The following is a 25380-nucleotide window of genomic DNA, read 5'->3' on the forward strand; positions in this document are numbered from 1 at the left end:
AGCACCGTCCGGTCGCCGATCGCGTTGTACTTGCCGTTGCCGTTGTCGACATAGCCGATCAGCGCGTTGCCGACGACCGCAAAGCTGAGCACCCCGCCCTTCGACTGCAGGCCGAGCGCCGCCATGGTGGCGGCCGCATCGGCGGTGAAGGAGAAGCCGCCGCCCGCCGCCGGGCCGTCCGCGCCGAAGTTGACGAGCGCGCTCACCGAGCCGGACGCCGTGGCAGCGCCGCCGGCCAGCAGCGGATCGGTCGAGGAGCCGTCACCCGTGCCGTCATTCGGGCTGGTGCCCACCGACTGCAGGTTCAGGATGTCGTCCTCGTCGACCTTGATCGCCGCATCGTGCTGGCCCGAAACCACCGGCGCATCGTCGTTGACCGTCACCGAGAAGGCGCCCTGCTGAGTGTCGCCGTCGCCGTCCCTCGCGGTCACCGTGACGTCAATCTTGATGTCGTCCTCGATATTGGCTCCCGGGTGAGCGATCGGCTTCAGCAGCGTGAAGGTGTAGGTGCCGCCCTCGTTGACGACGATCTGCCAGGAGCCGTCATTGGCGGCCAGCGTGCCGGTGGTGGCCGACGTCTGTGTCCAGGTCGCGCCGGTCGCCGCCAACACGATCGCCGCCGTCGCATGGGGGCCGTCGGCGCCGAAGGAAATGTTGAGGTTGCCGTTCGCTGTCGTGGCTTCGCCGGCAAGGTCACCGCCGGCCCCCTCCTTGCCCCCAGGGTAGCTGTCACCCGGGTTGCCGCCTGCAAGCCCTTCCTCGTCCACCGAGGCAGACTCCGGATTTGCCGTGAACACCGGCGCATCGTCGTTGACCGTAACGGAGAAAGCGGCCTGCTGGGTGTCGCCGTCGCCGTCCCTGGCGGTCACGGTCACGTTGATGTTGACGTCATCCTCGACATCCGCCCCCGTATGGGCGAGCGGCTTCAGCAGAGTGAAGGTGTAGGTGCCATCGGCTTTGACGACGATCTGCCACGAGCCGTCATTGGCGGCCAGCGTGCCGGTGGTGGCCGTCGCCTGCGTCCAGGTCGCGCCGGTCGCCGCCAGCACGATCGCCGACGTCGCATGCGGACCGTCGGCGCCGAAGGAGATGTTGAGGTTGCCGTTCGCTTGCTTGGCTTCGCCGGCGAGGTCGCCACCGGCCGCCTCCCTGCCCCCGGGGTAGCTGTCGCCCGCGTTGCCACTAGGCAATCCTTCCTCGTCCACCGAGGTCGATTGAGGCCTACCGATGACCGGGCCGTCGTCCCTGATTGTCAGCAGGTTCCCGATATTCAGGGTCTGCGATGCGTGGTCGCCGTCGCCGTCTGTTACCGTTGCGACGAGCCGGATCAGGTTCGCCGACAGGCTGGTGGCGTCATTGGGGTTGCTGGAGTCAGCCTCCTTCACAGAGCGGAAAAGGTCGAACTCGACCTTGCCCGTGCCCGCGTCCACCTTGACCGTGAATACCAGTTCGCCTGACCCGCTCGTGCGGGCTTCCACGATGCCGCCCTTGAGCGACAGGATCACCGACTGGCCGCTCTGTGCGTCGACGAGGCCAGAGGCGCCCGTCGTCACGGCCAGTGCGTAGCTGGTCGTGCCGCCGTCCGCGCCAGTCGTCACCTTGAACGCGTCGGCGAACGAAGCCTCCGCATGGACGGAACCCGACGGGCCCTGCTGCGAGCCGGACGGCAGGAAGCTCTCGTCCACCACCAATGCGTGGGTCCTGCCGCTCAAATCGATCGTGGGACCGTCGTCGAGAATATCGATTTTCAGGGCGCCGGTGGCCTTATCCCCGTTGGCGTCGGTGACGACGACGTTGAAATTGTCGAAAACGCCTTCGTTCGTGCCTGCCGAATTCGTGTCGTGGTGATCGGAGGTGGGGCCGGTGAGCTTATAGGTCCAGCTGTAGCTGCCGTCAGGGTTGCGCGTCACGATCAACGTGCCGTACGCGCCGGAGACCGTACCGCCGTTGGTTACATCGGTGCCGTTGATGACGACCGATTGCAGACCGTCGCCTATGTTGATCGTGAAGGAACCCGAAGTTGTTTGGCCGATGTCCGACGGACTGGTCCCACCCGGAAGCGCTGCCTCATCGACGGTGTAATCACCGCTGATGTCGAGTGAGGGAAGCAGGTTCAGCGGGGGTAGGAGCTGCGAATTCTCCAATGTTTCCACGGTTGGATCAGTCTGTCCCAGGAGCGCGGTGTAGTTCAGCCCTTCGCCGATGCCGCCGCCAGGGGTAAACTCGAAATTGCCGCCTGAACTCTCCGCCGACGGGGCAGCGGCGCTGACGGATATCGACCCGTCATTGCCAAAGGCGACCTGGACACCGCTTGCCTCGAGTGCGGCCAGCAGCGCAACGCGCGGGATCTCGACCTCACCGATGATGAAGGTCGGCACGTGGAGCGCCGCGTCCTTGATGGTGATCAGCGTGCCGTCCGCCTGCTGCAGCACGAGGTCGCCGCCTTCAATGCGGATATTGTCGATCGAGACATTGGCCGGCAGCTTGACCGTGTTGTTCTCGCCGACCGTGTAGACGTTCGACGCACCTGCGCCCTGGGCATCGGCCGAGGGAACATTTCCCTGACTCTGGGGCGGCGTGCCTTGTCCGACGTCGACCGGCTGCGGGTCGCCGGCTGGCGCCGGGCCGGCCGCCTGGTCGTCTGAAGACGGCGTCTCGGCCTGGGCCATCCTTGTCGAAGCGGCCATCGGCCAATCTTGAGCCTGAGCTTCGTCCTGCTGCATGGAAGAAGCCGCGCCGTCGAGATCAAAGCTCGTAGCCATGTAGATAAACCCCCTATTGCCCGGGCGGACCCAAACACGCTCCCGGGCAAAGGGGCAATATGTCGGAAGGCGAAACTATATAGCTGGATATGCAGAGCTGAACGAATTTATCCCGTGGTTAACGCGAACAATATAACGGGATATATGTATCCATCGAGCGTGAACCAAACGGTCTCGGACCAAGATGCTGGCTGACGAATCGCCGAAGATTTATATAAATTTGGAATGAAAGTAGATACATAACATTATTGATGTCCTTTTCCTGTAATTTTAGGAGTTATTCGTACTGTCCGCTCAATGGGTGGGCAGGTCATGGAAAAGATTGCAAGAATACCGAAGGTCATATTAAGCAATACAAGACTAGGTTTGGTGCTGCTGCAGCTGATCGCCGGTACGGTGGTCTATCCAGCCGGCAGCTATGCCTCTCCAATCGAAGACGCCAGGCACGAACTCCACGACCATGTCTTTCTGGGAGGGTTGCCGCTGAAGGAATTCGACGCTGGATTTGCAGCGTTTCAGGCGCCGCAGGCGTTCGAGGTCGCCGTTTACGATCATCTGCTGGCAGGCCTGCAGCGGCGTCCAGCCGAGAACATCGATATGATCGAGACGGGATCGATCATCGCCGGCGTGTTCAACTCGGTCGCCATTCCGATCCATAGCTTCCCGGTGGCGAAGCGGTGGCAGCGGATCATGGAAGAAGTTTCGCAATGCGCAACTTCCGATTCCTGCTCCGGGGACAACGACCTGCTCGCTGCAATTTCCAGTCAGATCGAAGGCAAGTCTCTCCTCGACAAGATCCGGTTGGTCGATTCGATCGTCAATGACACGCTCCGCTACCGCACCGACCAGTCGCTTTACGATGAACTGGACCACTGGGCCACGCCGCGCGAGATATTGGCTCGGGCGAGCGGCGACTGCGAGGATTTCGCGATCCTGAAGATGACGGCGCTCATACGTGCCGGCGTTCCCGCCACTAGCCTTTCGGTCGTCGTGCTGCGCGACAACAACCGCGGCGTCTTTCATGCGGTTCTGGCTGTGAGCACCAATTCCGGCAATTTCATCCTGGACAACACGCGGGCCAAGGTGGCGATGGATACCGACCTGCCCAATTATCAGCCGCTCTATTCCTTGAGCGACCACCGTGCGTGGATCCACGGCTCCAAATCGCCGTCCCGCGATCTCATGGCAAACAGCCGGGACTTCTCATCGATCGCGCCGGGGGAGGGCGATCCTTCCGATGGCAAGTCCGACGTGAAGACCCTGCGGAATGCATCGCTGCGCACGGGATTGGCACCATCGAAATCGAGGCAGCTACAAGCCTTCTGAGAGTGTCGGCTCGAGGCCACTCAGCCTACTACGAATGCAAGCACTGTGTCGGCGCCGCTGGTCGGCGCCTTCACCGCATTGAGCTGGCCGCGAAACCGGCGATCTCCAACGCCGATGGCGAATCCCGTCAAGACGGGAGTGTTCCCGTTCTGATCGAGGCGGGCTATAAGCTCGGCAATGTTGATGTCGAGTGCCAGCTTGAGGTCGGTGCGCTGCTCCGCTTCGGTCAGAACCGGGAACTGGCGACGCACAAGCGCCTGGAAGGCGGCGTTGAATGCCAGGATCTGCTTGTTCGCTCCCAGCGCAAATCCGGCCGAGGGGACGGCAGCAAGGATCGAGTTGACCGTCTTGCCCGAGGTCAGCGCTTCCAGGCGCCCCGCCCGGCTAATGATCGAGGAAAGGCAGGCAACGCGGATCGCCGAAGCGAGATTTGCCGATTCGGCCTTGTGTTTCGAAATCTCATCGATGAACGCGGCGATTGTGGTGCCGTTGCGCCGCGCGATCTCCTTGGCGGCTTGCCAGAAGATGCGCTCCAGCCGAATGCCGCGGCGCTCCGTTCCGCGCGAGACGACGCGAAACTCGGGTAAGGCGGCATCCACCTCCGGCGATGCCGCGGACCGACCGGCGTCAGCGCTCACGGAGCGCCTCTTCGCGGGCCTTGTTGAAGGGTTTCAAGAGATAGTGGAGGATGGTCTTGCGTCCGGTCATGATCTCGACGGAACAGACCATTCCCGGGATGATCGCATAGGATTTGCCCTTGCTCACCAGGGCTGCCTGATCGGTGGTCACCCGGACCTGGTAGAAGGTTTCGCCGGTATTGCTGTCGATCAGGCTGTCGGCTGAGACATTGGCGACCTTGCCGTTGATCCCGCCGAAGATCGAGAAGTCATAGGCGGTTATCTTGATGAGGGCGTGCTGGTTCGGCTGGATGAATGCGACATCCTTCGGCGAAACGCGCGCCTCGACCAGGAGCGTCTCCGAGGTCGGAACCACTCCGGCAACGGTTGCTCCAGGCTGCACGAAAGCGCCGATCGTATTGACGTCGAGCGTGTTGATGATGCCGTCGACCGGCGAGCGGATCTCGGTCCGCTTGACCTTGTCCGAGGCGCCGCGGATCGTTTCCTCGACGACGGAGAGATCGGCGAGCGACTGTGTGAGCTCGTCGAGCGCTTCCTGCTGGAGTTCCAGCGGCAGCTCGTTGACCTGAAGGTCGGCTTCCTGCACGGCCGCTTCCAATCTCGCGATCGATTCCGAGCCGACTTTGATCTGCCCCTTGAATTCAGCGTTTTCAGCCTGGGTGCGCATCAGTTCGGTCTGCGCCATGAGGCCTCGCTTCACCATGGAGGAGACAAGGTCCAACTGCTTGGAATTGATTTCCAGGCTCTCCTTGAGCCTTGTGAGATTGGCTGTCGCCTCGCCGAGCTCGTTCTGCCTTTGCTGCTGCCGGGACTGCAGAACCAAGAGCTTGTTCCGGAAATTGTCCTGCCGGGCCGCCAGGAGCTTCTCCTCGTTTTCGCAGACCTCAGGCGCCTTTTGCCGGACCACCTGCGGGCATTCCAGCCGTGCGTCGAGCTTGCCCGACTGTTCCAACTTGAGGCGCGCGATGCGGGCGCTGAGCGCGCGTGCCTTCGCCTCCAATTCCCCGAGCGAAGAAACATTGGTCGTGTTGTCGAGGCTGACGATGAGATCGCCCTTGTGAACGATCTGCCCGACCTTGACCGCTATCTCCTGGACCACGCCCGGTTCGCTGGCCTGCACGATCTGGGTTTTCGATGCGGGTATCACGCGTCCTTCGCCTCGCGTGATCTCGTCGACTTCGGCAAAGGCGGCCCATGTCACCAGGGCGGCGATCAGGGCGCCAATGAACAGGATGACGGCGTTGGCCATCGGAGGCGGGCGATCGACGAGCTTGTACATTCAATTCGACCCAGGCGTCATTCGGCTGCCTTGCGTACAGCCGGGACCTCCGCACTGCCTTTCTGAAGAGCCTGGATGACCTGCGCTTTCGGGCCGTCTGCGATCACCCGACCCTGATCGACGACGATCAGACGGTCGACCAACTCCAGCATGCTGAAGCGGTGCGTGGAGATGATGATCGTCGTATCGCTGTCGAATGCCTGGGAAAGCTGACGAATGAGAAGTCGTTCCGATGCCAGGTCCATCGAGCCTGAAGGCTCGTCAAGAAAGACGATCTTGGGCTTCGCAATGAGCAGGCGGGCGATTGCAACTGCCTGCTTCTGACCGCCCGAGAGGCTGCTGCCGCGCTCTCCGACATTCATGTCGTAACCGCGTGGATGGCGCGAGACGAACTCATCGACGCCGCTCTGTCGCGCCGCGGCGATGATCTCTTCGTCGCTGGCGTCCGGCTTCGCCATCAGCAGGTTTTCTTTGATGGTGCCGGAAAACAGATCGCCTGTCTGACCGGCAATGCCGACCGCGCTGCGTATTTCTGCGGGATGGTACTGGCGCACGTCGATGCCGTCGATGAGAAGGTCGCCGGAGGTCGGCAGATAGAGCCGGCCGAGCAGCCTGCCGATCGTCGTTTTGCCCGATCCTATCCGCCCGATGATGCCAACCCGCTCGCCGGGCCTGATCTGGAAGCTCAGCCCGTTGATGACCTTGGCTTCCGTTCCGGGGTAAACGAAGCTCACGTCCTTGAACGCGACCGCGCCGTTGCGAATTGGCCTGTTGACGAACCCGACGGTGTTCGGGAGGTCTTCCGGTTGCGCCATGATCCCATTCAGGATCTTGAGCGACAGGAGTGCCTGGCGAAGCCGCGACAATGTTATCGCTATTTGGGCAAGCGGGGCGACAGCGCGCCCTGACAGCATGACGGCCGCTATGATGGCCCCGGTCGTGATATCGCCGGCCGCGAAAATGTAGGCGCCCATGACAATGATCACGACCGTCACCAACTGCTGGATGAATTGCGTGATGTTGGCAGCCGCCGCCGAGAGCTGCTTTATCCGTTCGGACGTGTGCGCGGCATTTTTCGAAAGTTCACGCCACCTTCGAAGCAGGTAAGACTCTGCCCGAAGCGCCTTCACGGTCTCTAGCGTAGATATCGATTCGATCAGCAGTGCCTGGCGCTGCGACGACTCGTTCATCGCCGTCGAGGTGCATTTGCCGATGCGGTATTGCGTAACCAGGCCCACTGTGAGGGCGGCAACGAACGCAACCGTGGGAACCACCACGAGCCAGCCGGCGACCAGCCAGATCACGAACAGGAATACGAAGACGAACATCGTGTCGATCAGGACGCTGATCGTGTTCGAGGTGAAGAACTCGCGTACGAATTCATACTGGGTGACGCGGTTTGCGTATTCTCCGGTCGACAGCGGCTTCGTGGCCAGGGAAGCGTTCAGGACCTTCTCGAACAGCAAATAGGATATTCGGAGGTCCGCCTTGCGGCCGGCATAGTCGATCAGTGCGGCCCGAGCCGTCTTGAGCAGGAGGTCAAAGAGGATTGAGATCGCGAGTCCGATCGCCAGCACCCAAAGGGACGAGACCGCCTTATTGGGCAGGATGCGATCGTACACGTTCATGGTGAAGATCGGCGATCCGAGCGCTATCAGGTTGATGAAGCATGCCGCCAAGCCGACCCGGATATAGGACCGCCAGAACGGGGCGAGCGTTCCAGTGAGCCAGTGCCGCTTTTCTATGATCGTGGCCGAACCGAGCCGCGCTTCTTCATTCGTATTGGCATAGGTCAGCGAAAATCCGACGATCTGGCTGATCTCTGCCTCGATGATCTCCCCGCGGCTGATGGTGGTGCGTCCGCTGTCCTGCGGCAGGGTGTTGAATTCGGATTCATCCTGTTCCGACAGCAGCGCCACAGGCGGCCGGTCGACCATGAACACGATCGCGGGAAGCTCCACGCGATGGCGCACAAAATCGGCGCGTGTAAAGCTCCTCGCTTCAATGCCGACCCTGTTGGAGACGAATTCGATCTCCTCGAACGAAATTGCACCGGGACCGAGCGGCACTCCGGTAAACAGGACCGTATGCGCGCTTGGCCGCCCGAGGAAAGCAGCGATCCCGCTGAAGCACGTTTTGAATGCTTCAGCGGGAGTGGAATACCGTGGGGTTTGATTCATCGTGGTCGACCAGCCGAGCCGGCCCGGCCGCAACTATTTCGTCTTTCGAATCGGTGCCAGCAGATCGAGCGGGACATTGTTCGACTGACGTGAAGGCGTCCGCGCGTAGTCGTCGGCCGGCGGCGCACTTGGCGTATTGAATTCTGCCCGTGCATAGGCGTCGGCCTGCTGCGGCGCAGTCAGGTTCATCGCGTCGAGAAGCTTGCCGGTCGTCGCCAGCAGCCGATACTCGGCAAAGAGCGACGCGAAGACGGCCGTGTCCGCAAGGATCTTCGTGTTGAATCGCGTATTCTGCGCGTCGAGGACGTCCAGCAGCGAACGTTTGCCGACCTTGAACTGCTCGCGGTAGGAGGCGACCAGCTTGTCGTTCGTGGCCGATTGTACCCTCAATATTTTCGCCAGATCCGCCTGACGGAACCGGCGCTCCCACGACGTCCGCACGACCTCCTCGATCTCGCGGTGCACCTGATGCAGCGCCAGCCGCTGCTCGCTGGCGCGACGGATCTTCTCCTGCTCGTTCGCCTTGTCTATGCCTCCGCGATAGAGGTTCCATTTCAGGACCAGACGCACTTCGAGATCGCTGGTGTCGCCCTCAGTGCCGTCAATGTCCTGGCCGGTGCGGGCGCGACCTTCGGCGAAAAGTTCCGGGCCGTATTTCGACCTGGCGGCACGAACCTCCGCCGCCGCGGCGTCGACATCGCTGCCTGCAGCCCTGATCCGCGGGCTATTCTCCCGAGCCAAACCGATCGCCGAGTCGAGCGATCCCGGAAGCAGGGAAGCCACGGAACCGGGCATTGAAGGATTCGTCAGCGGGACGCCGACGGTTTTGAAAAAACGAATCTTCGCTTCTTCGAGCTCTCCCAGCGCCTGCGTGTTTCGTGCCTTCGCCGCGTAGAGGCGCTCCTGCCCCTGCTGCAAATCAGCATCGGTCAGGGCGCCACCTTGGACGCCCTCCCTTATTTCGCCCAGAATCCCCTGATGGAATTGCAGGTTCTGCGCCGTATCGGCAACGATCTTGGTCTGGAGAATATATTCCAGGTAGTCCTGGACGACGGCCAGGCCTATCACCTGCGATCTTTCCAGGACCCTGAAGGAGGCGCCGTCGACGCGTGACGCCTGGCGGTCCACTTCCGCGCGGCGGCCCCCGAAATCGAGCAGCTTCTGGGTCACGAGCAGGTCGACGCCTGTCGGGTTCATATTGTCCTCGTCGATGTCCAGCGCGCGTCGAGACGTATTGTCCAGCCGCCTTGCGCCCACGGACGCTTCCAGATCCACCGAGGGAAGGTAGAGTCCCCTGGCTTGCCTCAGCTCGAACTCGGTCGCCTCGCGATTCTCGATCGCCTGGCCGATCTCTGGATTTGAATGCAGCGCGGTAGCGATCGCTTCCTTCAGCGTGATCGCCGAACTAGGCGAAGAAGCCATTAGCGCAGTTGAAAAAGCAGCAGCTGTGATCGCGACGCGAAGCTGCGTTCTCTTATACATGTGTACCCCAGCCCTTTGCCTGGGTTCACAACCCAGGCCATTTCCCCAGAGTCATGGCTACTATCATAAGTTCATCATATGCAATTCGCGTGAAGTCGCTGCTGCTCACCGATTTCGAGAGAATGATGGCGAATCGGGCGCCACTGTTGCTTGAATGTCACGAACGCTAGCGGGTCGCTCGCTGGGTGAGCCAGATGCTGCCGATCACCAGAGCGATGCCGGCAATCTGAAGCGCCGTCAGTGTCTGCCCCAAAAAGCTCCACCCGAGCAGCACCGCGGTCAACGGGCTGAGGAAGAGGAGGGACGACACGACCGAGGAGTCAAGCCGCCCGATGCCCCGGAACCACAGGGCGTAGGTCAAGGCGGCCCCGATCAGGCCGAGCCATGCCAGCCCGAGCAGGTTCGAGGCCGTGGGAACGGGAAGGGCGTGCTCGAAGATGAGGGCGACGGGGACCAGAAGCAGACCGCCTGCCGTCAGCTGCCAGGCCGTGAATGCGAGAGGCGAAACGGGCGGCCGCCATTTCCGGGCCAGTATGCTCCCCAAGGCCATGGAGGTCGCCCCTGCCAGGCCGGCGGCAATGCCGATTGCGTCGAGCGCGGCGCTCGGGGTCAAGACCAGCAAGGCAACCCCGCCCATGCCGACCAGTGCGCCTATGATCGCCAGTGGACGGACGGGGCTGGCAAGCAGAAAGGATGCCAGGAACACGATGATCAATGGCTGGGCCGAAAGCACTGTCCCGGCAACTCCACCGGGAAGCCTGTAAGCGGCAACAAACAGCATGCTCAGGAAAATCGAGATGTTGAGGGCTCCGAGCACGAAAGAGCGCAGCCACCAGATTCCAGTCGGCAGCTGGTGCACGATTGCCAGCAGAAGCAATCCGGCCGGCAGCGCCCGCAGCATGGCGACGGTTATTGGCGAAAAGCCCGCCAACAACTGCGTCGTCACGAGATAGGTGCTGCCCCAGACGACCGGCGCAAAGGCAGTGAGCGGTAGATCCCAAGCATTTGTTTTCATGATATTTGAAGAACCTCGCGAACGGGACGCCGCGGTTTTTGTGGCCAGTTTCCCGGCGCGGCGCGGCCGACCGGAAGAAGCATCACCGGCACCTCATCGTCAGCGAGGCCAAACTCACGCGTGACAGCCTCGGCGTCGAAGCCGACCATGGGACTGGATACGAAATCCATCGCTTCGGCGGCATAGATCAGCGTCGCTGCTCCAAGGGTGGCCGAGCGTACGGCTTCGTCGCGCGCCACGCGCGGATCGGCATATTGTTCAGCTGCGCTCTCCTGCCAGCCCGACGCCGTGGCCTGCTGCATGTGTCCCGATTCGACAAACGGTCGCAGCCTTTCGTGAAGGGTGGTGTGATCGGGCAGTTGCCCGCACACGATGAAGGTGACGGCCGCGTCCGACACCTTGGCCTGGCCGTAGGCAAGCTCACGCAATCTCGCCTTCGCGCCCGGCGCCCGGACCGCAATGAAGCGCCAGTTCTGCAGATTGTAGGCAGAGGGCGCGCGCGTCGCCAGACGAACGAGGTCTTCAATCTCGGCGTCCCTCAGAGTGTGAGATGCATCGAACAGGTTGGCGGAAACGCGCCGTTCGATCAGGGAGATCGCAGGATAGTGCATGACGTTGAACCCCAGCTGAAATCGATGCAGCTAAGTTATCGAATTCACTGTCCGGTGATAATGTGCGAAATAACTAAGAGATTATTTTCTATTGGAGAATAATGCGGTGGATCGCTACACGGCATTGCATGTGTTTCGGCATGTGGCGGAGCTGGGCAGCTTTGCGGGGGCCGGGCGGAAACTTGGCCTTTCTCCTCCCGCCATCAGCAAGAATGTCGCGGAACTGGAGGCGCATTTAGGAGTACGTCTGATCAACCGGACGACGCGGCGCATGGCGCTGACCGAGGAGGGCAAGACCTACCTCGAACACGTCACACGCGGCCTCGACGCATTGATCGAGGCCGAAATGGCGCTTTCTTCCGCCAGGACGTCGCCCACCGGGACGCTGCGTGTCAGTGCGCCCATGACGGTCGCACTCATACGCTTTTCCGAGGCAATCCCGGAATTCCTGTCGCGCTACCCTGAGCTGAAGCTCGACCTGCACCTCGATGATCGCCGAGTGGATATCGTGCGTGAGGGGTTCGACCTTGCCATTCGCGGCAGCAGCAATCTCGAGGATTCAAGCCTGATTGCAAGAAAGCTGGCGGTGACGCCGTATGTGCTCTGCGCGGCTCCATCCTATTTCGAAGCGCACGGCAAGCCGCAAACGCCTTCCGATCTGAAGACGCTGGACCACATCCGTTTTCCTCTTGGCGGAAATGCCGATGTCTGGGAATTCCGCAAAGACGGACGCACCGAGCGGATCGCCGTCGAGGCGCGCTACTCCGTCACGTCGAGCCTTGCCGTGCGCGACGCGCTACGCGGCGGCTTCGGGGTCAGCCTGATCCCATTTCCATATGTCCAGACAGACCTGAAGGCCGGTCGCCTGGAGTCGGCATTGGACGATTGGGCGACAGCGGAAACCACACATTACGCCATCTATCCGTCGCGCCAGCACCTCGCGCCGAAAATCCGTGTCTTTCTTGACTTCCTCGTACGGCAGTTCGGCCGGTCCCCGACAGCGGAGGGATGAACCTCGCCGGCGAGGGCCCTGCTTTTGCGGAGCCCTGTCTTACTGCCGTTCGCCTTCCAGCCACTCGATGAAGTCGCTGAAGGCGGCATCCACGCCAAAGCGAGCCGGCGGCCCGAACTCGTCGGCAAAGCGTGAACCCGAAAGCACGCCGCCGTCATTGGCGCCATAGAGCTCGATATTTCCCGGCTCGCCGATTTCGAACCTGAAGCCGGGGAATCGGTCAGCGAGCCGGATGCACCATTGGCTAAGCGGCCAAACGGATTGCGGGCCAAGATTATAGTCGCGGAAACGGGGCTCGCCGGCGTTCCGGGCTAAGGTAATGAGAGCTGCCGCGGCATCGCGCCCATAGTGCCAATTGCTCTTCTTGTCGCGCAGAAGAACGGCGGTTTCGCCAGAGCGCGCTTTTCCTGTCAGCTGATAGATCGGGCTCAGCGTGTCGCGGTAGCCGGAATCATGCTCCCATGGGCCGAAGGCGGTGGCGACCCTGCCGATCACGTAGGGTAGCCCGTTCAAGGAGCAGATCCGGCTGACGATCACTTCGGCCGCGGACTTGCCGATCCCATAGAGCGTATCGACGCGCTGCGGCTGGGTTTCCTCGACAAGCATCCCGTCGGGGAGATCGTGGGCCGAGAAAACGCCGGCCGATCCCACCAGGACGAAACGCTCGAGCCCCTTGTTGGCGGCCGCTGTCGCAGCAGCGGCTGCGCCCACCAGATTGACGTCCACGATCAGCGGACCGTTCTTTCGCTCGCGCTCGGCATTCGAGGTTATTACTGCGGCGTGGATCATCCGCTGGACACCGTGCCGCTCGATAACGCTCTCCAGCGCCGCCTGGTCGCGAACATCGCCGCGGACGTAGGCGAGGTCGCCCTGTTCTGCGAGGCGTTCCTGCCGCCGCGACGGCGCGACGTTGCTCAGCGCGACCACCTTCTCCCCCATGCCGACCAGCTGCTCGACGATATTGGTGCCGATGAAGCCGGTGGCGCCGGTAACGAGGTAGGTCATTTGAGATCTCGCGCGGCTGGCGGATGATTTGCGATCCAGTGATTGGCGATATCGATCCGGCGCGCCACCCAGACGTCCTCCGCCGCGGCCACGTGGTCGAGGAATTTCTCGAGGTCGGCTGCACGTCCCGGACGGCCCACCAGTCGGGTATGGAGGCCAATGCTCATCATCTTGGGCCGCTCCGCGCCCTCGCGACGAAGAAACTCGAAGGCCTGGATCAGATAGGCCGAGAAGCTCGGCGAATTGTAGCCGTAGGGGCTGACATAGCGGCCGTCATTGTTATCGAGCGTATACGGCACGACGAGGTGGTCCTTCCCGTCGACCTCGGTCCAGTAGGGCAGGTCGTCGCCGAACGAGTCGGCGTCATAGGTAAAGCCGCCCGCCTCCACCAGAAGACGCCGCGTGTTGGCGCTCATGCGCCCGGTGTACCAGCCGGACGGCCGGCTTCCCGTAACCTGCTCATGAATGCGGATCGCCTCCGCAATGTGCTGCCGCTCCTGCTCTTCCGGCATTTCGGCATAGTGGATCCAGCGCAGGCCATGCGAGGCAATCTCGTAATCCGCCTCCTTCATAGCGGCGACCGCTTCCGGGTTTCTTTCCAGCGATTTCGCGATGCCGAAGATGGTCACCGGCAGCTTGCGTTCGGTGAACATCCGGTACAGCCGCCACCAGCCGGCGCGCGTTCCGTACTCATATTGCGTCTCCACGCTGATGTTGCGGATGTTGTGGAGCGGCGCGGCCGGCTCTTCGGTCAGCCACGCTTCGCTGTGGCGGTCGCCGTGCAGAACCGAATGCTCGCCGCCCTCCTCGTAATTGATGACGAACTGCACGGCGAGCCTGGCCCCGCCGGGCCAGTTGGCATGCGGCGGAAAACGACCATGCCCTTTGAGGTCTCGTGGATACATCTCCATACCTCCTTCAGTAAGCGAGAGCGTGCAAGCCGGCGGCCAGCACCTTGATGCCCTGAACGATATCTTCGATCGAGGAAAATTCGTCGGGTGTGTGGCTGCGGCCGTCTTTCGACCGCACGAAGATCATCGCAACTTTCGCAATGGAAGCCATCTGCTGCGAATCATGGCCGGCGCCGCTCGCCATGGTCAGCGTCTTGACGCCCTGTTCGCGAGCAACCCTCTGCAGCATGCTTACGATCTCGGGATCGGACGGGGCAGGCTCGTGATCGATCTGAATATCCCAATCGATCTCGAGACCGCGGCGCGCTGCGACTTCGCGCATGAGGCCCTCATGCGCAGCATAAAGTTCTCTGCGCCTGTCGGCGCGAGGGTGCCGAGCGTCGATGGAGAACTCGACCGAAGCCGGAATGATGGCCGGATAGTTCGGCTTCACGACAGCGCGCCCGACGGTGGTGACGGCAGGGCGGCCCATGCGGTGCGCGGTGTTCACGACGCCGCTGGCGATCTCGGCGAAGCCCGCCATGGGGTCGCGCCGGATGTCCATCGGGAAGCCGCCGGCATGGTTCTGGGTGCCCTTGAGGCGCACATTGTAATGACGGATGCCGGTGATCGCATCGACGATGGCGACCGGCGTGTCCTCCTGCTCCAGTATCGGGCCCTGCTCGATATGCAGCTCTATGAAGCTGTCGATGTCATCGCGCCGGGCTTCCGGTATGCGCGCCGGGTCGAGCCCGACGGCTCGCATCGCTTCGCTCATTGTCTCGCCGGTGAAGGCGATCGTCCTGTCGGGATCCGTCGGGGAGATACGCCCGGTGATGGCGCGTGAACCCCAGTAGTTCGCGCTGGGGAACCGGCTCGACTCTTCTTCGCAAAGGGCGACGGCCTCAAGCGTTCGACGGGGCTGCCCGAACTGTGCCTTGAGCACCCGCAGGGCAATCATTCCAGCAAGCGCACCCAGCGCGCCGTCATATCGGCCGCCCGGCGCCTGGGAATCGATGTGCGAACCGGAGGCGATAGACTTGCCGGCTTCGCTTCCTTCCAGGCGTCCCCAGACGTTCCCTACTGCGTCGCGGACCACCTTCAAGCCGGATTCCTCGCACCACGCCGCGTACTGGTCGGTGGCGGCGACCCACTCGGGGGAATAGACGAGGCGCGTGACCCCGCTCTCGCCGACACGTCCAAATTCGGCGAGTTCAAAGACGAAGTGCCGAACGAGCTCGGCGTCGATTTCAATAGAAATGCTCACTTTTTCTTCCAGTGCCAGCCGCTGCCGGCGTTGTGCCATTGAAGAGAGCCCGCTTCCGGGCGGCGTCCGCTGTCGTCGCTGCGGGCCTTCGGTACGTTACTCAGCGGCCAACAAACTCAAAAACGATATTAATCTGGCTTGGCGCATCAGAAAGTTTGAATTATCCCAAGCAAATTGCAGATTGCGGGAGGGTGAAGTGAACCTACGGCACCTCGAAACCTTCTTCTGGGCGGCGCGGCTGGGGAGCTTCGCCAAGGCGGCGCAGAAGCTCAACGCCACGCAATCGGCAGTGTCGATGCGCATCCAGGAGATCGAGGGCCGGTTGAATGCGATGCTGTTCGACCGTTCGCAACGCAACGCCAGGCTCACGCCGGAGGGCTCGCGGCTTCTGCCTTACGCCGAGGAGGTGCTGCTGGCCTATCAGCGGCTCATCGAAGCGGCCGCCCCGCACGACCAGCAGGTCGCGGGCTATGTCCGGCTCGGCGTCACTGAGAATGTCGCCGTCACCTGGCTCGCCGGCTTGATCAAGATGCTCAAGAGCGAGCACCCGCTGATCCAGATCGAGCTCGAGATCGGCGTATCGCATGTGCTGGAGGAAAAGCTCATCGCGCGCGGCCTCGACATGGCGCTGGCGGCGTGCGAGCTGCCGCCCTCCAAATTCCACTCCACGCCCCTGCAGAGCATCGACTTCCGCTGGATGTGCAGTCCCGAGCTTCCGGATGTCCCGGATATACTGACCCCCGAAGCTCTCTCGGAGCTACCGATCCTATCCGTGACCAGGGAGTGGCAGGCGCGAGGCTCGCACCTGAAATGGTTCACCGAGAACAAGATCCACTATCGCAACGTCACGATCTGCAACACGTTCAGAACGACGGCGTCCATGGCGATCGATTGCCTCGGCCTCGCACAGCTGCCGGTGCGGCTGTTCCAGGAGGAGGTGAAGCAAGGCCTGTTGCGGATTCTGCGAGCGGAGCCCGAGATTCCTCCGCTACAGATCCTAGCGATACGGCCGGCCGGCGACGATTCACCGGTATATCGGGCGATCGAGAGCGCGGCCCTCAGAGCTGCGGCCGCGCACTGACCTATGGTTTGATCGCGAAGGCCTGGATCTCGACCTTGAGCCGCGGATCGGCGAGCTTGGCCTCGACGCACGCGCGCGCCGGCTGATGACCCTGCGCCACCCAGGCGTCATAAACGCTGTTCATGGCCTCGAAGTCGCCAATATCGGGCAGCCATACATAGACATGCGTGATCCTGGTCTTGTCCGTTCCCGCCTGCTCCAGGAAGCGGTCGATCTTCGCCAGAACCTGGGCGGTCTGCGATTTCACGTCCCCCGTCGGATCGTCCGCGGCCAGGCCCGCCAAGACGACGGCCGTGCCGCTCAAGGGGTAGGTCACCATCTGACTCATCCTGGCATTGGAGAAATGTCTCTCTATCACGACTGATGCTCCTTCGTGCTTGGTGGGCCGTCCACATACAGGCTGGCCCCGCGGCCCTCCATCGCGAAGTTATGACGTGTGTCCCTCACGAAATTTGATAGGCGGCCGATTGCAAAGCTGACACTTCAGAAAATTTGATGGTTTTTGTAAACGCATTTCGGCTTGTCTAAACAGAAAACGCGTCGGAAGCTCTGTTCGGACATGGGAGCAGGAGAGGGAGCTCTCTGCGCCGTGGCCGGCAATCCAACTCCAAGAAGGAACAGGACGGCAAATGGGAGAAATACGGTTGGCGGCACTCGACCGCCCTATAGACAATAACAGGCCAAGGCGGTGGATGGCGGCTCTTGCTGTTTCCGCCGGCCTCATGGCGGGGATGACCACAGCGGCCCTGTCCCAGCAGGAATACAAGCCGGCCGCTCCCGAGCCGGGTACTGAAATCCCCCAGTCGACAGTCAGGATGGGCATCCTGCCTTACGCTGATGGATCCTTTCCCATCATCGGCGTGAAGCAGGGATTCTTCGGGGATGTCGGCATCAGCATCTCGCCTGCGGAAGGCACGAAGGTGACCGAGGAGCAGGCCCATTCGCTGCTCATGCGTGGCGACCTCGATGTGACGCACGGATATCCGCCGAACTTCCTGCCCACCTATCAGAATTCGCGAGTCGTGAAGCAGATCATGTTCCATGACGTGATCGTTGCCGGCTGCATGCTCGCTTCGCCCGAGCAGAAGCTGAAGGGGATCAAGGACTATCTCGCCGAGGGCATGCCCTTCGACAAAGCGATTGCGGAGGCTATGGCGCCTGTGCAGGGCAAGGAGCTAGCCTCCACGCCTGTAGCGAATGAAAGACTGTTCGAGGATACCATCACGCAGCTTTCCGGCGTTACCTGGACGCCCAAGATCCTGGACGATCCCAATATCCTGGTCTCGGCGAAAGCCGGGCAGATTCAGTTTGCCCACCCGTCGGGCGCGCCTGTCGTCTACTCGCTGCTTCAGGCGGGCTGGACCCGGCTGGTCTGCCTCGACGACCTGATCGCACATGGACCCAAGGGCAAGGACTCCCCCATCCTGCGTTCGATCACCGCTGTCGGGGCGGAAGCGAATGGGGAATGGGTCAACAAGAATCCCAACACCGCGCTCCGCTATATTTCGGCAGTGTGGCGCACGATCGACGCCATCAAGGCCGATCCGGCCCTGTATGACATCCAGGCGCCGGTGCTGAACAGCATCACCGGCACCAATCTCACCGGCAAAGACCTGGCGGGCACGGTCGAGCTCTTCCATCCCTACATTACGTATGGGGAGAACACGCGGTTCTACACCGACGAACAGTCGCTGCTCTATTACAAGCCGCTCTATGAGCAGATCATCGGCGCCTTCGCCGAGAACGGAGTGGTGCCGGCGGATGTCACACCGGATGAGTTCGTGTGGGGCGGCAAGCTCTGGCAGCAGCTCGAGGACTACCGCAAGCAGACGGACGAGCTTCTTGGCAAGCTAGACGTAGCGTCGCTGTCTCAGGAGAAGAAGGATCTCGTCACCGAGGCCCGCAAATTCTATGGCTGGCACGATTATCTGGACGCCTACCGCTTCGCGCTTGCCGCATCGCAATAGGAAGCCGCTTTGAGCAAGCCGCACAACCAAAACTCGTCGCTGAGCCCGGTCAATCCGGGCTCGGCTGTATCTCCGAGGAAGGGGCTCGGCGCCGTAGGCTCTCCCATCCCTTGGAGGTTCGATCCGTTCGCGATTCTCGGGGTGCTGCTTTTGATCGGCATCTGGCAGGCACTGCTTCCGGTCACGCCGAGATCGGCCCTGCCGACGCCTTGGGGCGTGGTGACGACGCTGGTCCAGAAATTCTGGTATCACAAGACGTTCGCATTCTATGGCCTGGTCGATACGGGCTTCTTCAGCGCGCTGCTCTACACTGTGGAGAATGTGCTGATGGCAATGCTGGCCGGCACTGCGATCGGCACCGTGGCCGGACTGGTGACGGCGCGTTCCTCGCTGATGCGCGCCGTGCTCGATCCGATCGCGCTGACGCTGGGCACCGTGCCGATCATCATCGCGTCGCCCTTCCTCCTTTTATGGCTGGGTGGCGACAGGGCCAGCGCCGTTGCCACCGTCGCGTTCTATGTTTCGGTGATCCTTTACACCTATGCGCAGCGGGCCGCCGACAACCTCAACCCGGTCTACGAGTCCGCGGCCCGTACCTTCGGCGCCTCGCCGCGCCGCATCCTGTGGGACGTTCTCGTTCCCGGCACACTTCCCGAAATCCTCGGCGGCATCCGCATAGCCTTGGCTGGCGCATGGGGCCTGGAAGCGATCGCCGAATTGCTTGCTTCGCAACGGGGCCTGGGCAAGCTGATCAGAAGCATTACAGCTGTTTCCGACGTGCAAACCCTGTTTGCCGCGCTCCTGCTTCTGGCGCTTACCGCTGCCGTCTTCGATGCAATCGTCACCAGCCTCTTTGCCAGGATCACGCGCTGGCGCGCGCTTCCAGCCAACGGACGGTCAGGAGCTATTTAATGTCCGCAACACAGCCTCTTGCCCTCGAAGCGCAGGCACTGTCCCGGCAATACCGCCGGCGCGACGGCAGCACCATTCATGCACTTTCGGACGTGAACATCTCCATCCCGGAAGGCGAGTTCGTCTGCATCGTCGGCCCTTCCGGGTGCGGAAAGAGCACTTTGCTGCAGCTCTGCGCCGGCCTTGACCGGCCGACGGGTGGAACGATCCGCACCCGCGGCACGCCGATCGCCGGTCCTGGTCCCGACCGGGGCGTCGTGTTCCAGAAGGACAGCGTCTTTCCGTGGATGAGCGTGCTCGACAATGTCGAGTATGGACTCCGCTGCCGAGGAGTCGCCGCGGCCGAGCGCAAAAGCGCGGCGCTCCACTATCTTGCGAAGGTGGGGCTCGCGGACGTGGCGGATGCTTGGCCCCGGGAATTGTCCGGCGGTATGCTGAAGCGCGTCGCCATCGCCTCAGTGTTCGCTAACGGGTCCGACGTCCTCCTGCTGGATGAGCCGTTCGGAGCGCTCGACTATGTCACGCGGCACAAGATCCATGACGTGCTGCTCGAGCTCTGGAACGAGGTCGACCGGCGCAAGCGAACAGTTCTGTTCATCACCCACGACGTGGACGAGGCCCTCACTCTGGCGGACCGGATCCTGGTCATGCGGTCGGGGAAGGTCATTGATGACCTCCGGGTCGAAAGCAAGCGGCCGCGGGATGACGAGACGCTGGCGGAACCGGCTACCATCGCGCTCAAACGAAAGTTGCTGGAGCATCTGGGCATCGCCCACGGGCAGGCTGCGCGCGAGCACCCGTTGGAGAGCGTCGCATGACGGGCAGTCAATGGACTTCTCATCGCGATCGGCTCATCGCGCTCGGCGTGCTCGGAGCGCTGGTGGTCGGCTGGCAGGCGCTGTCGGTCGCCTTCCCGCAGGAGATCGTGCCGGGCACCCCCCTCGTGCCCGGTTGGCAGGTTGTGTTCACGACCACCCTTTTGTCGCTGTCGCTCTATTGGCCCGGCGGCTGGGGGTTCGGCTCCGTCGCAGCAGGAGATGCCCAGAGCTACGTCTATGCGTTCCTGGCCATCATCTATCATAGCGGCGCCACCTTCCTTCGCCTGCTCATCGGCTTTTCAGCCGGAGCGCTGATCGGGACCCTGCTCGGCCTGGCAGTATCGTGGTCGGCGTGGGGACGGCGGATCGTGAATCTGCCTATTCAGTTCCTGAGAGTGCTGCCGCTTCTCGCCCTGATCCCGCTGTTCCAGATCTGGTTCGGCCTGTCCTTCACCGGAGAGGTCAGCTTCGTCGCCTATGGCGTCGCCGTCATCTTCTTCGCCGCCGTGGTTAATGCGGTCGGCAACGTCCCGCAGGTCTATGTGGAGAACGCTCGAACCTTCGGAGCCAGTCGCTGGCGCCTCTACCGAACCGTCATCCTCCCGGCGATCCTTCCCGAGGTGGAATCGGCGGTGCTGCTCGCCCTCGGCGCCGCATGGGGCGCGGTGCTTGGTTCCGAGTTCCTGGGGTCGCAGTCCGGCCTGGGCTATATCCTCGTCTATTCCCAGGCCTATGGCTTCCTCGACCGCATGTTCCTGATCGCCCTGCTCGTAGTGCTCTACGCTACGCTGAGCTACTGGATCGCGGCCAAAATCTTCGGGCACATCAACCGCTGGAACAAGATCGGGCGGTAGCACCGGCATCGCGTGCATCTGCTGCGGACCCAAAACGCGGTTCATCGCCTGGCACGGTTCTCAGGCAGGGTAAGGCGTCTTGCCGGAGCCATGCAGGCAGGCGATAGTGTCGCCCCGACTGAGCGCAGCAGGGATCACGATGATGCCCGACCATTCATCGAGCACGGAGGCTGGCAGAGTGGTGCGCGGCCGATGCCTGTGCGGCTCGGTGGGCTGGTCCTTCGCGGGCGACATCCCCGACGCGACGATCTGCAACTGCACAGCCTGCCGCCGCTATGGCGTGCTCTGGGCCTATGATTTCGATGGCTATGGAATCCACATCGACGATCCGGAGGAGAAGCTCACGGCCTACACCCGCGGACCGGGGTCGCCACTCTCCTTCAACTTCTGCCGGACCTGCGGAAACCTCGTGAGCTGGCGCGGGCTAGGGCCGGGCGAAGACGGCCGGATCAGGATCGCGGTCAATCTCCGTCTCGCCGAGCCCGACGAGGTTGCGGATATTCCGCTCCAGCGCTTCGACGGCCTGCATAGCTTCGATGACTTGCCGCGAGACGGCCGCCGCATCGAAGACGTGTGGTTCTAGAGCGGCTGAGGCCCGGATAAATCCGGGCTGCCGCTCTATCCGTTTGTTCTTTGCCGCATTTGTGCAACGCCAAGTGATGGCACTTGGCTGCAAAATGCTCTAGCTCGACAAGTCTGGCCGAATGGCAGCTTCCAATCTGCCCTTTCCTACCCGAGCCGGTCCCCAGGCTCGTTGAACCGGGAGAGCGTCATGATCGAGGTGATACAGGTCAGCCCTTCGGATCCGCTCGCCTTCGAGGTCACGATCCGCGAAGCAGCCGGTGAAACCCACCATCACGTCACCATGGCGCGAAGGGACTATGACAGGCTCACGAATGGTACCTGCCGGGCGGAGCACTGTGTCGAGGCGGCTTTCCGCTTCTTGCTCGACCGCGAGCCGAAGGAAGCGATCCTGTCGCGTTTCGATGTCAGCGTGATTTCGCGCTACTTCCCTGACTTCGAAGCAAAGCTCCCGCAGTATATCGCAATGAGCTCTGCGGAAGGAAATGGCCGATGATGATGGCGGCTACGCTTTCACCAGCGTTGGTGTAACGCGCCTGCGCTCGGTCGCAGGCAAGACCTCGCCTGGCATCCGCCGGCCGGTTTCCGCGTCGAAGAGCTGAATGTCGTCGGGGGCGAGCTTGAATGAAAGCGGGTCGCCGGGCAAAAGGCGCCGGGCATCGGTCACATGCGCGATGATCGTCTCGCCTGCGAAGGTGCCGTGGACCAGCTGTGCCGCGCCGAGCTCCTCGACGAAGTCGAATCGGCCGGACAGGCCGCCGGCTTCCAGCTTTAAGGCTTCGGCGCGGAAGCCGACCGTCACCGGACCGTGCCCAACGTCCGGCCAGCGTTGGGTATCATAGGCAAGGCGCTGGCCGTCCCGCAACGCGATCACTCCAGCGTCCGGTTCGGCGATTGCGGGCAGCAGATTCAGACCAGGCGTGCCGATGAAGCCGGCGACATAGGTCGTCTCGGGGCGCTTGTAGACGTCGGCGGGAGTGCCGACCTGCTCGACCACGCCCTTGTTCATGACAACAATGCGATCGGCGAGCGTCATCGCCTCGACCTGGTCGTGGGTCACGAACAGGGTCGTGGTGCCCAGCCGCTGATGCAGCTTGCGGATCTCGACGCGCATGGCGACGCGCAGCCTTGCATCGAGATTGGACAGCGGCTCGTCGTAAAGGAATACTTTTGGCTCGCGGATCATGGCGCGGCCCATGGCGACGCGCTGGCGCTGACCGCCTGAAAGCTGACCGGGCTTGCGTTCGAGGAACTCGGTAAGGCCGAGCGATGCCGCGACTTGTCTGACTTTGTCCAAACGCGCGGTCTTTGAAAGGCCGGCGATCTTCAGCGCGTAGCCTATGTTCTGAGCAACCGTCATGTGCGGATAGAGAGCATAGTTCTGGAAGACCATGGCGCAACCGCGCTCACGTGGCTCGAGCCTGTTGACCACCTGTCCGTCGATCAGGATCTCGCCTGAGGTGATCGCCTCGAGCCCGGCGACCATCCGCAAAAGGGTGGATTTGCCGCAGCCAGAGGGGCCGAGAATGACGATCAGTTCGCCACGCTCGATCTCGAGGTCGACGCCGTGCACGACCTCTGTCTTGCCGTAGGATTTGCGGATATTCCTCAGGGCTATTTCGGCCATTTGGCTGAAGCTCCTATTTCTCGGTCGAAATCAGGCCGCGCACGAACCAGCGCTGCAAAAGGATCGTGACGATGACCGGGGGGGCGAGCACGATCAGGTTGGCAGCCATCGCTACATTCCAGATGGGCGGCTCGCCGAACAAAGGACCGGGCACGATCTTCTGGAGCTGCATCGTCGCCGTCGCGTAGTGCTCCTGGTCGGTGACGACGAGCAGCGGCCACAGATACTGGTTCCACGACCAGACGAACATGATGGTGGCGAGCGCGGCCATGTTGGCCTTGGAGAGCGGCATCAGCACTTCGAGGAAAAAGCGGACAGCGCCGGCGCCATCCATCTTCGCCGCCTCGGCGAGCTCGTCCGGCACGGTCAGAAAGAACTGGCGATAGAGGAAAGTGCCGGTTGCGGTCGCCACGAGCGGCAGGATCAGGCCCGAATAGGTGTTGAGCAGGTTCCATTCCGGCAGCTCGATCGACAGCCCGGCCAAGTCGAAGATCGACTGGAACGGCCTTAGCACGTCGGTTGCAACCGCATAGGTCGGCACGATGCGCACTTCGAGCGGCAGCATCAGCGTGATGAAGATCAGCCAGAACATCACCATGCGCAGCCGGTAGTTGAAATAGACGATGGAAAAGGCCGACAGCGCCGAGACTATGATCTTGCCGGCCGTCACGCCCCCCGCCACGATCAGCGAATTCAGCATCACCCGGTCGAAATTGCCGCGTTCCCAGGCGGTGGCCATGTTCTCCAGGAAATGGGTACCGGGCCATAGCGGCATCGGCACCTGGTTCACCGTGTGGAAGTCGTGGCTCGCGGCCACGAAGATGACCCAGAGCGGGAAGGCCAGCGCGATCAGGCTGAAGATCAGCAGCAGATGCGTGAAGGCGTCGAGGATGGGCGTGCGTTCGATCATGGCCGCTCAGCGATAATGGATGCGCCGCTCGATGAAGCGGAACTGGACGAAGGTGAGCGCCATCACGAGCAGCATGAGCACGATCGACTGCGCGGCGGCGAGCGAGTAGTCCTTCCCCTCGAAGCCGTCGAAATAGATCTTGTAGACCATGAGGTCGGTCGCCCGTGCCGGCCCGCCATGGGTCGTGATGTCGACGATGCCGAAACTATCGACGAAGCTGTCGGTGATGTTGATCACCAGCAGAAAGAAGAGCGTCGGCGCGATCAGCGGCAACTGAATGTCGCGCATGCGGGCGAGCACGCCGGCCCCGTCCATCGCGCCTGCCTCGACAACCGTGCGCGGGATCGACTGCAGCGCCGCGAGGAAGAAGATGAAGTTGTAGCCGACCATCTTCCAGCTTTGCGCGAACACGATCAGCGCGAGCGCGTCCCAGCCGTTGAGCGCAGGGTTCCAGAGATCCGGGAAGACGCGGTTGATTGCCGCCACGAAGCCCGCATCGGGTGAAAAGATGAAGCGGAAGGCGAGGCCGACGGCAGGTGCTGCCAAGGCATAGGGCAGGAAGAAACTGAACTGATAGACGTGATGGCCGGGTAGGCGGCGATCGACGAAGAGCGCAAGCATGGCGGCAATCACGATCGACGTGAACGTCGCTGCCGCCGCGAAGATGATCGAAACCCAAACCGAGTTCCAGTATTTCGGGTCGGAGAACACCGTCTGAAAATTGAGCCAGCCCACCCATTCGTTCGTTCCGCCGAACGGCGGCTCGAGGGTCACTGCCCAATAGAGCGCTTCGCCCGACGGCCAGTAAAAGAAGATGAAGACGAGCAGCATCTGCGGGGCGATGAAGGCCGCCGCCAGCCAGAGATTGGAGAATGTCGCGCGCTTTTCCAAATCAGGCTCCACGCAAATGCAGGGCAATCGGATATGACACGGCAGACCCCCACTCCGCCTCGCTTCGCTCGGCACCTCTTCCCCTAAAAAGGGGAGAGGAAGGACGCCAAGCTTCGCGGCCGGCGCTTCCTCTCCCCCGTCGACCGCAGGGCTGTCCGGGGAAAATTATGCATATGCGAAGCTCATCTGATGCGGGGAGCAAGTCGGCTTCCTTTTGCTTGGATTGACGGGCGGTGGGCGTTCGATTGCGCCGATGTGGCGGCGCTCGAAG

General features: G+C 62.2%; 23 protein-coding genes. 9 read left to right on the top strand and 14 right to left on the bottom strand.

Going from position 1 to position 25380, the window contains the following annotated elements; all coding sequences use genetic code 11:
- Window positions 1-2762: DUF5801 repeats-in-toxin domain-containing protein (locus SAZ10_RS32780; protein ID WP_318613751.1), on the bottom strand; the 2762-nt coding region annotated here is incomplete at its 3' end.
- Between the two features lie 312 nt (window positions 2763-3074).
- On the opposite strand from SAZ10_RS32780, the gene SAZ10_RS32785 reads away from it, so the two are divergent.
- On the top strand, window positions 3075-4088 hold the full coding sequence (locus tag SAZ10_RS32785; RefSeq protein WP_318613752.1) for a transglutaminase-like cysteine peptidase: 1014 nt from the start codon (window positions 3075-3077) through the stop codon (window positions 4086-4088).
- Window positions 4089-4108: 20 nt separating this feature from the next.
- Here SAZ10_RS32785 and SAZ10_RS32790 read toward each other — a convergent pair whose 3' ends face one another.
- The 6 genes from SAZ10_RS32790 to SAZ10_RS32815 form a co-directional block, all read right to left on the bottom strand.
- Window positions 4109-4726 (bottom strand): ribbon-helix-helix domain-containing protein, encoded by a 618-nt coding sequence (locus SAZ10_RS32790; RefSeq protein WP_318613754.1) that lies wholly within the window; start codon window positions 4724-4726, stop codon window positions 4109-4111.
- A complete protein-coding gene (locus SAZ10_RS32795; protein WP_318613755.1) occupies window positions 4716-6005 on the bottom strand; it encodes an HlyD family type I secretion periplasmic adaptor subunit in 1290 nt (429 codons plus the stop codon). The genes SAZ10_RS32790 and SAZ10_RS32795 overlap by 11 nt, the downstream gene beginning before the upstream one ends.
- A gap of 17 nt (window positions 6006-6022) precedes the next feature.
- Window positions 6023-8185 (bottom strand): type I secretion system permease/ATPase, encoded by a 2163-nt coding sequence (locus SAZ10_RS32800; protein WP_318613756.1) that lies wholly within the window; start codon window positions 8183-8185, stop codon window positions 6023-6025.
- A 33-nt stretch (window positions 8186-8218) separates the two neighbouring features.
- Window positions 8219-9667, bottom strand: coding sequence for a TolC family outer membrane protein (locus tag SAZ10_RS32805; RefSeq protein WP_318613757.1), 1449 nt, complete (start codon window positions 9665-9667; stop codon window positions 8219-8221).
- 166 nt (window positions 9668-9833) lie between these two features.
- Window positions 9834-10682 carry an EamA family transporter gene (locus SAZ10_RS32810; protein ID WP_318613758.1) on the bottom strand — a complete coding sequence of 283 codons (849 nt, stop codon included), beginning with the start codon at window positions 10680-10682 and terminating at the stop codon, window positions 9834-9836.
- Entirely contained in the window at window positions 10679-11293 is a 615-nt protein-coding gene (locus SAZ10_RS32815; protein ID WP_318613759.1) for a nitroreductase family protein, read from the bottom strand. Before SAZ10_RS32815 ends, SAZ10_RS32810 begins: the two co-directional genes overlap by 4 nt.
- Window positions 11294-11399: 106 nt before the next feature.
- Here SAZ10_RS32815 and SAZ10_RS32820 point away from each other — a divergent pair, with 106 nt between their 5' ends.
- Window positions 11400-12305, top strand: a complete 906-nt coding sequence (locus SAZ10_RS32820) for a LysR family transcriptional regulator (protein ID WP_318613760.1) — start codon at window positions 11400-11402, stop codon at window positions 12303-12305.
- Between the two features lie 39 nt (window positions 12306-12344).
- Here the strand turns inward: SAZ10_RS32820 and SAZ10_RS32825 are convergent, their stop codons facing one another.
- Genes SAZ10_RS32825 through SAZ10_RS32835 form a run of 3 tightly spaced genes read right to left on the bottom strand, consistent with a single transcriptional unit; the run spans window position 12345 to window position 15467 of the window.
- Window positions 12345-13310, bottom strand: a complete 966-nt coding sequence (locus tag SAZ10_RS32825) for an NAD(P)-dependent oxidoreductase (RefSeq protein WP_318613761.1) — start codon at window positions 13308-13310, stop codon at window positions 12345-12347.
- Window positions 13307-14215 (bottom strand): allantoinase PuuE, encoded by a 909-nt coding sequence (gene puuE, locus SAZ10_RS32830; RefSeq protein WP_318613762.1) that lies wholly within the window; start codon window positions 14213-14215, stop codon window positions 13307-13309. Before puuE ends, SAZ10_RS32825 begins: the two co-directional genes overlap by 4 nt.
- A gap of 13 nt (window positions 14216-14228) precedes the next feature.
- Window positions 14229-15467 (bottom strand): hydantoinase/carbamoylase family amidase, encoded by a 1239-nt coding sequence (locus SAZ10_RS32835; RefSeq protein WP_318613763.1) that lies wholly within the window; start codon window positions 15465-15467, stop codon window positions 14229-14231.
- 196 nt (window positions 15468-15663) lie between these two features.
- Between SAZ10_RS32835 and SAZ10_RS32840 the strand changes: the two genes are divergently transcribed.
- Window positions 15664-16548: a LysR family transcriptional regulator gene (locus SAZ10_RS32840; RefSeq protein WP_318613765.1), complete on the top strand. Its 885-nt coding sequence runs from the start codon at window positions 15664-15666 to the stop codon at window positions 16546-16548.
- A 1-nt stretch (window position 16549) separates the two neighbouring features.
- Here the strand turns inward: SAZ10_RS32840 and SAZ10_RS32845 are convergent, their stop codons facing one another.
- Window positions 16550-16906 carry a RidA family protein gene (locus SAZ10_RS32845; RefSeq protein ID WP_318613766.1) on the bottom strand — a complete coding sequence of 119 codons (357 nt, stop codon included), beginning with the start codon at window positions 16904-16906 and terminating at the stop codon, window positions 16550-16552.
- A gap of 334 nt (window positions 16907-17240) precedes the next feature.
- Here SAZ10_RS32845 and SAZ10_RS32850 point away from each other — a divergent pair, with 334 nt between their 5' ends.
- From SAZ10_RS32850 to SAZ10_RS32875, 6 genes are all read left to right on the top strand, one after another.
- On the top strand, window positions 17241-18515 hold the full coding sequence (locus SAZ10_RS32850; RefSeq protein ID WP_318613767.1) for a hypothetical protein: 1275 nt from the start codon (window positions 17241-17243) through the stop codon (window positions 18513-18515).
- A gap of 9 nt (window positions 18516-18524) precedes the next feature.
- The gene (locus SAZ10_RS32855) at window positions 18525-19427 is read left to right on the top strand and encodes an ABC transporter permease (RefSeq protein ID WP_318613768.1); all 903 of its coding nucleotides are present in this window, start codon (window positions 18525-18527) and stop codon (window positions 19425-19427) included.
- Entirely contained in the window at window positions 19427-20245 is an 819-nt protein-coding gene (locus SAZ10_RS32860; RefSeq protein WP_318613769.1) for an ABC transporter ATP-binding protein, read from the top strand. The genes SAZ10_RS32855 and SAZ10_RS32860 overlap by 1 nt, the downstream gene beginning before the upstream one ends.
- Window positions 20242-21099 carry an ABC transporter permease gene (locus tag SAZ10_RS32865; RefSeq protein ID WP_318613770.1) on the top strand — a complete coding sequence of 286 codons (858 nt, stop codon included), beginning with the start codon at window positions 20242-20244 and terminating at the stop codon, window positions 21097-21099. The genes SAZ10_RS32860 and SAZ10_RS32865 overlap by 4 nt, the downstream gene beginning before the upstream one ends.
- 142 nt (window positions 21100-21241) lie before the next feature.
- Window positions 21242-21682 (top strand): GFA family protein, encoded by a 441-nt coding sequence (locus SAZ10_RS32870; protein WP_318613775.1) that lies wholly within the window; start codon window positions 21242-21244, stop codon window positions 21680-21682.
- Between the two features lie 189 nt (window positions 21683-21871).
- Complete coding sequence (locus SAZ10_RS32875; protein ID WP_318613771.1) at window positions 21872-22177, top strand: hypothetical protein; 306 nt, start codon at window positions 21872-21874, stop codon at window positions 22175-22177.
- Window positions 22178-22186: 9 nt separating this feature from the next.
- Here SAZ10_RS32875 and ugpC read toward each other — a convergent pair whose 3' ends face one another.
- Genes ugpC through SAZ10_RS32890 form a run of 3 tightly spaced genes read right to left on the bottom strand, consistent with a single transcriptional unit; the run spans window position 22187 to window position 25109 of the window.
- Window positions 22187-23308, bottom strand: a complete 1122-nt coding sequence (ugpC, locus tag SAZ10_RS32880; protein WP_318613772.1) for a sn-glycerol-3-phosphate ABC transporter ATP-binding protein UgpC — start codon at window positions 23306-23308, stop codon at window positions 22187-22189.
- 13 nt (window positions 23309-23321) lie between these two features.
- Window positions 23322-24218, bottom strand: a complete 897-nt coding sequence (locus tag SAZ10_RS32885; RefSeq protein WP_318613773.1) for an ABC transporter permease subunit — start codon at window positions 24216-24218, stop codon at window positions 23322-23324.
- Between the two features lie 6 nt (window positions 24219-24224).
- A complete protein-coding gene (locus tag SAZ10_RS32890) occupies window positions 24225-25109 on the bottom strand; it encodes an ABC transporter permease subunit (protein ID WP_318613774.1) in 885 nt (294 codons plus the stop codon).
- Between the last annotated feature and the right edge of the window lie 271 nt (window positions 25110-25380).

The sequence above is a fragment of the Mesorhizobium sp. BAC0120 genome (genome assembly GCF_033542235.1).
GTDB lineage: Bacteria > Pseudomonadota > Alphaproteobacteria > Rhizobiales > Rhizobiaceae > JAWRCU01.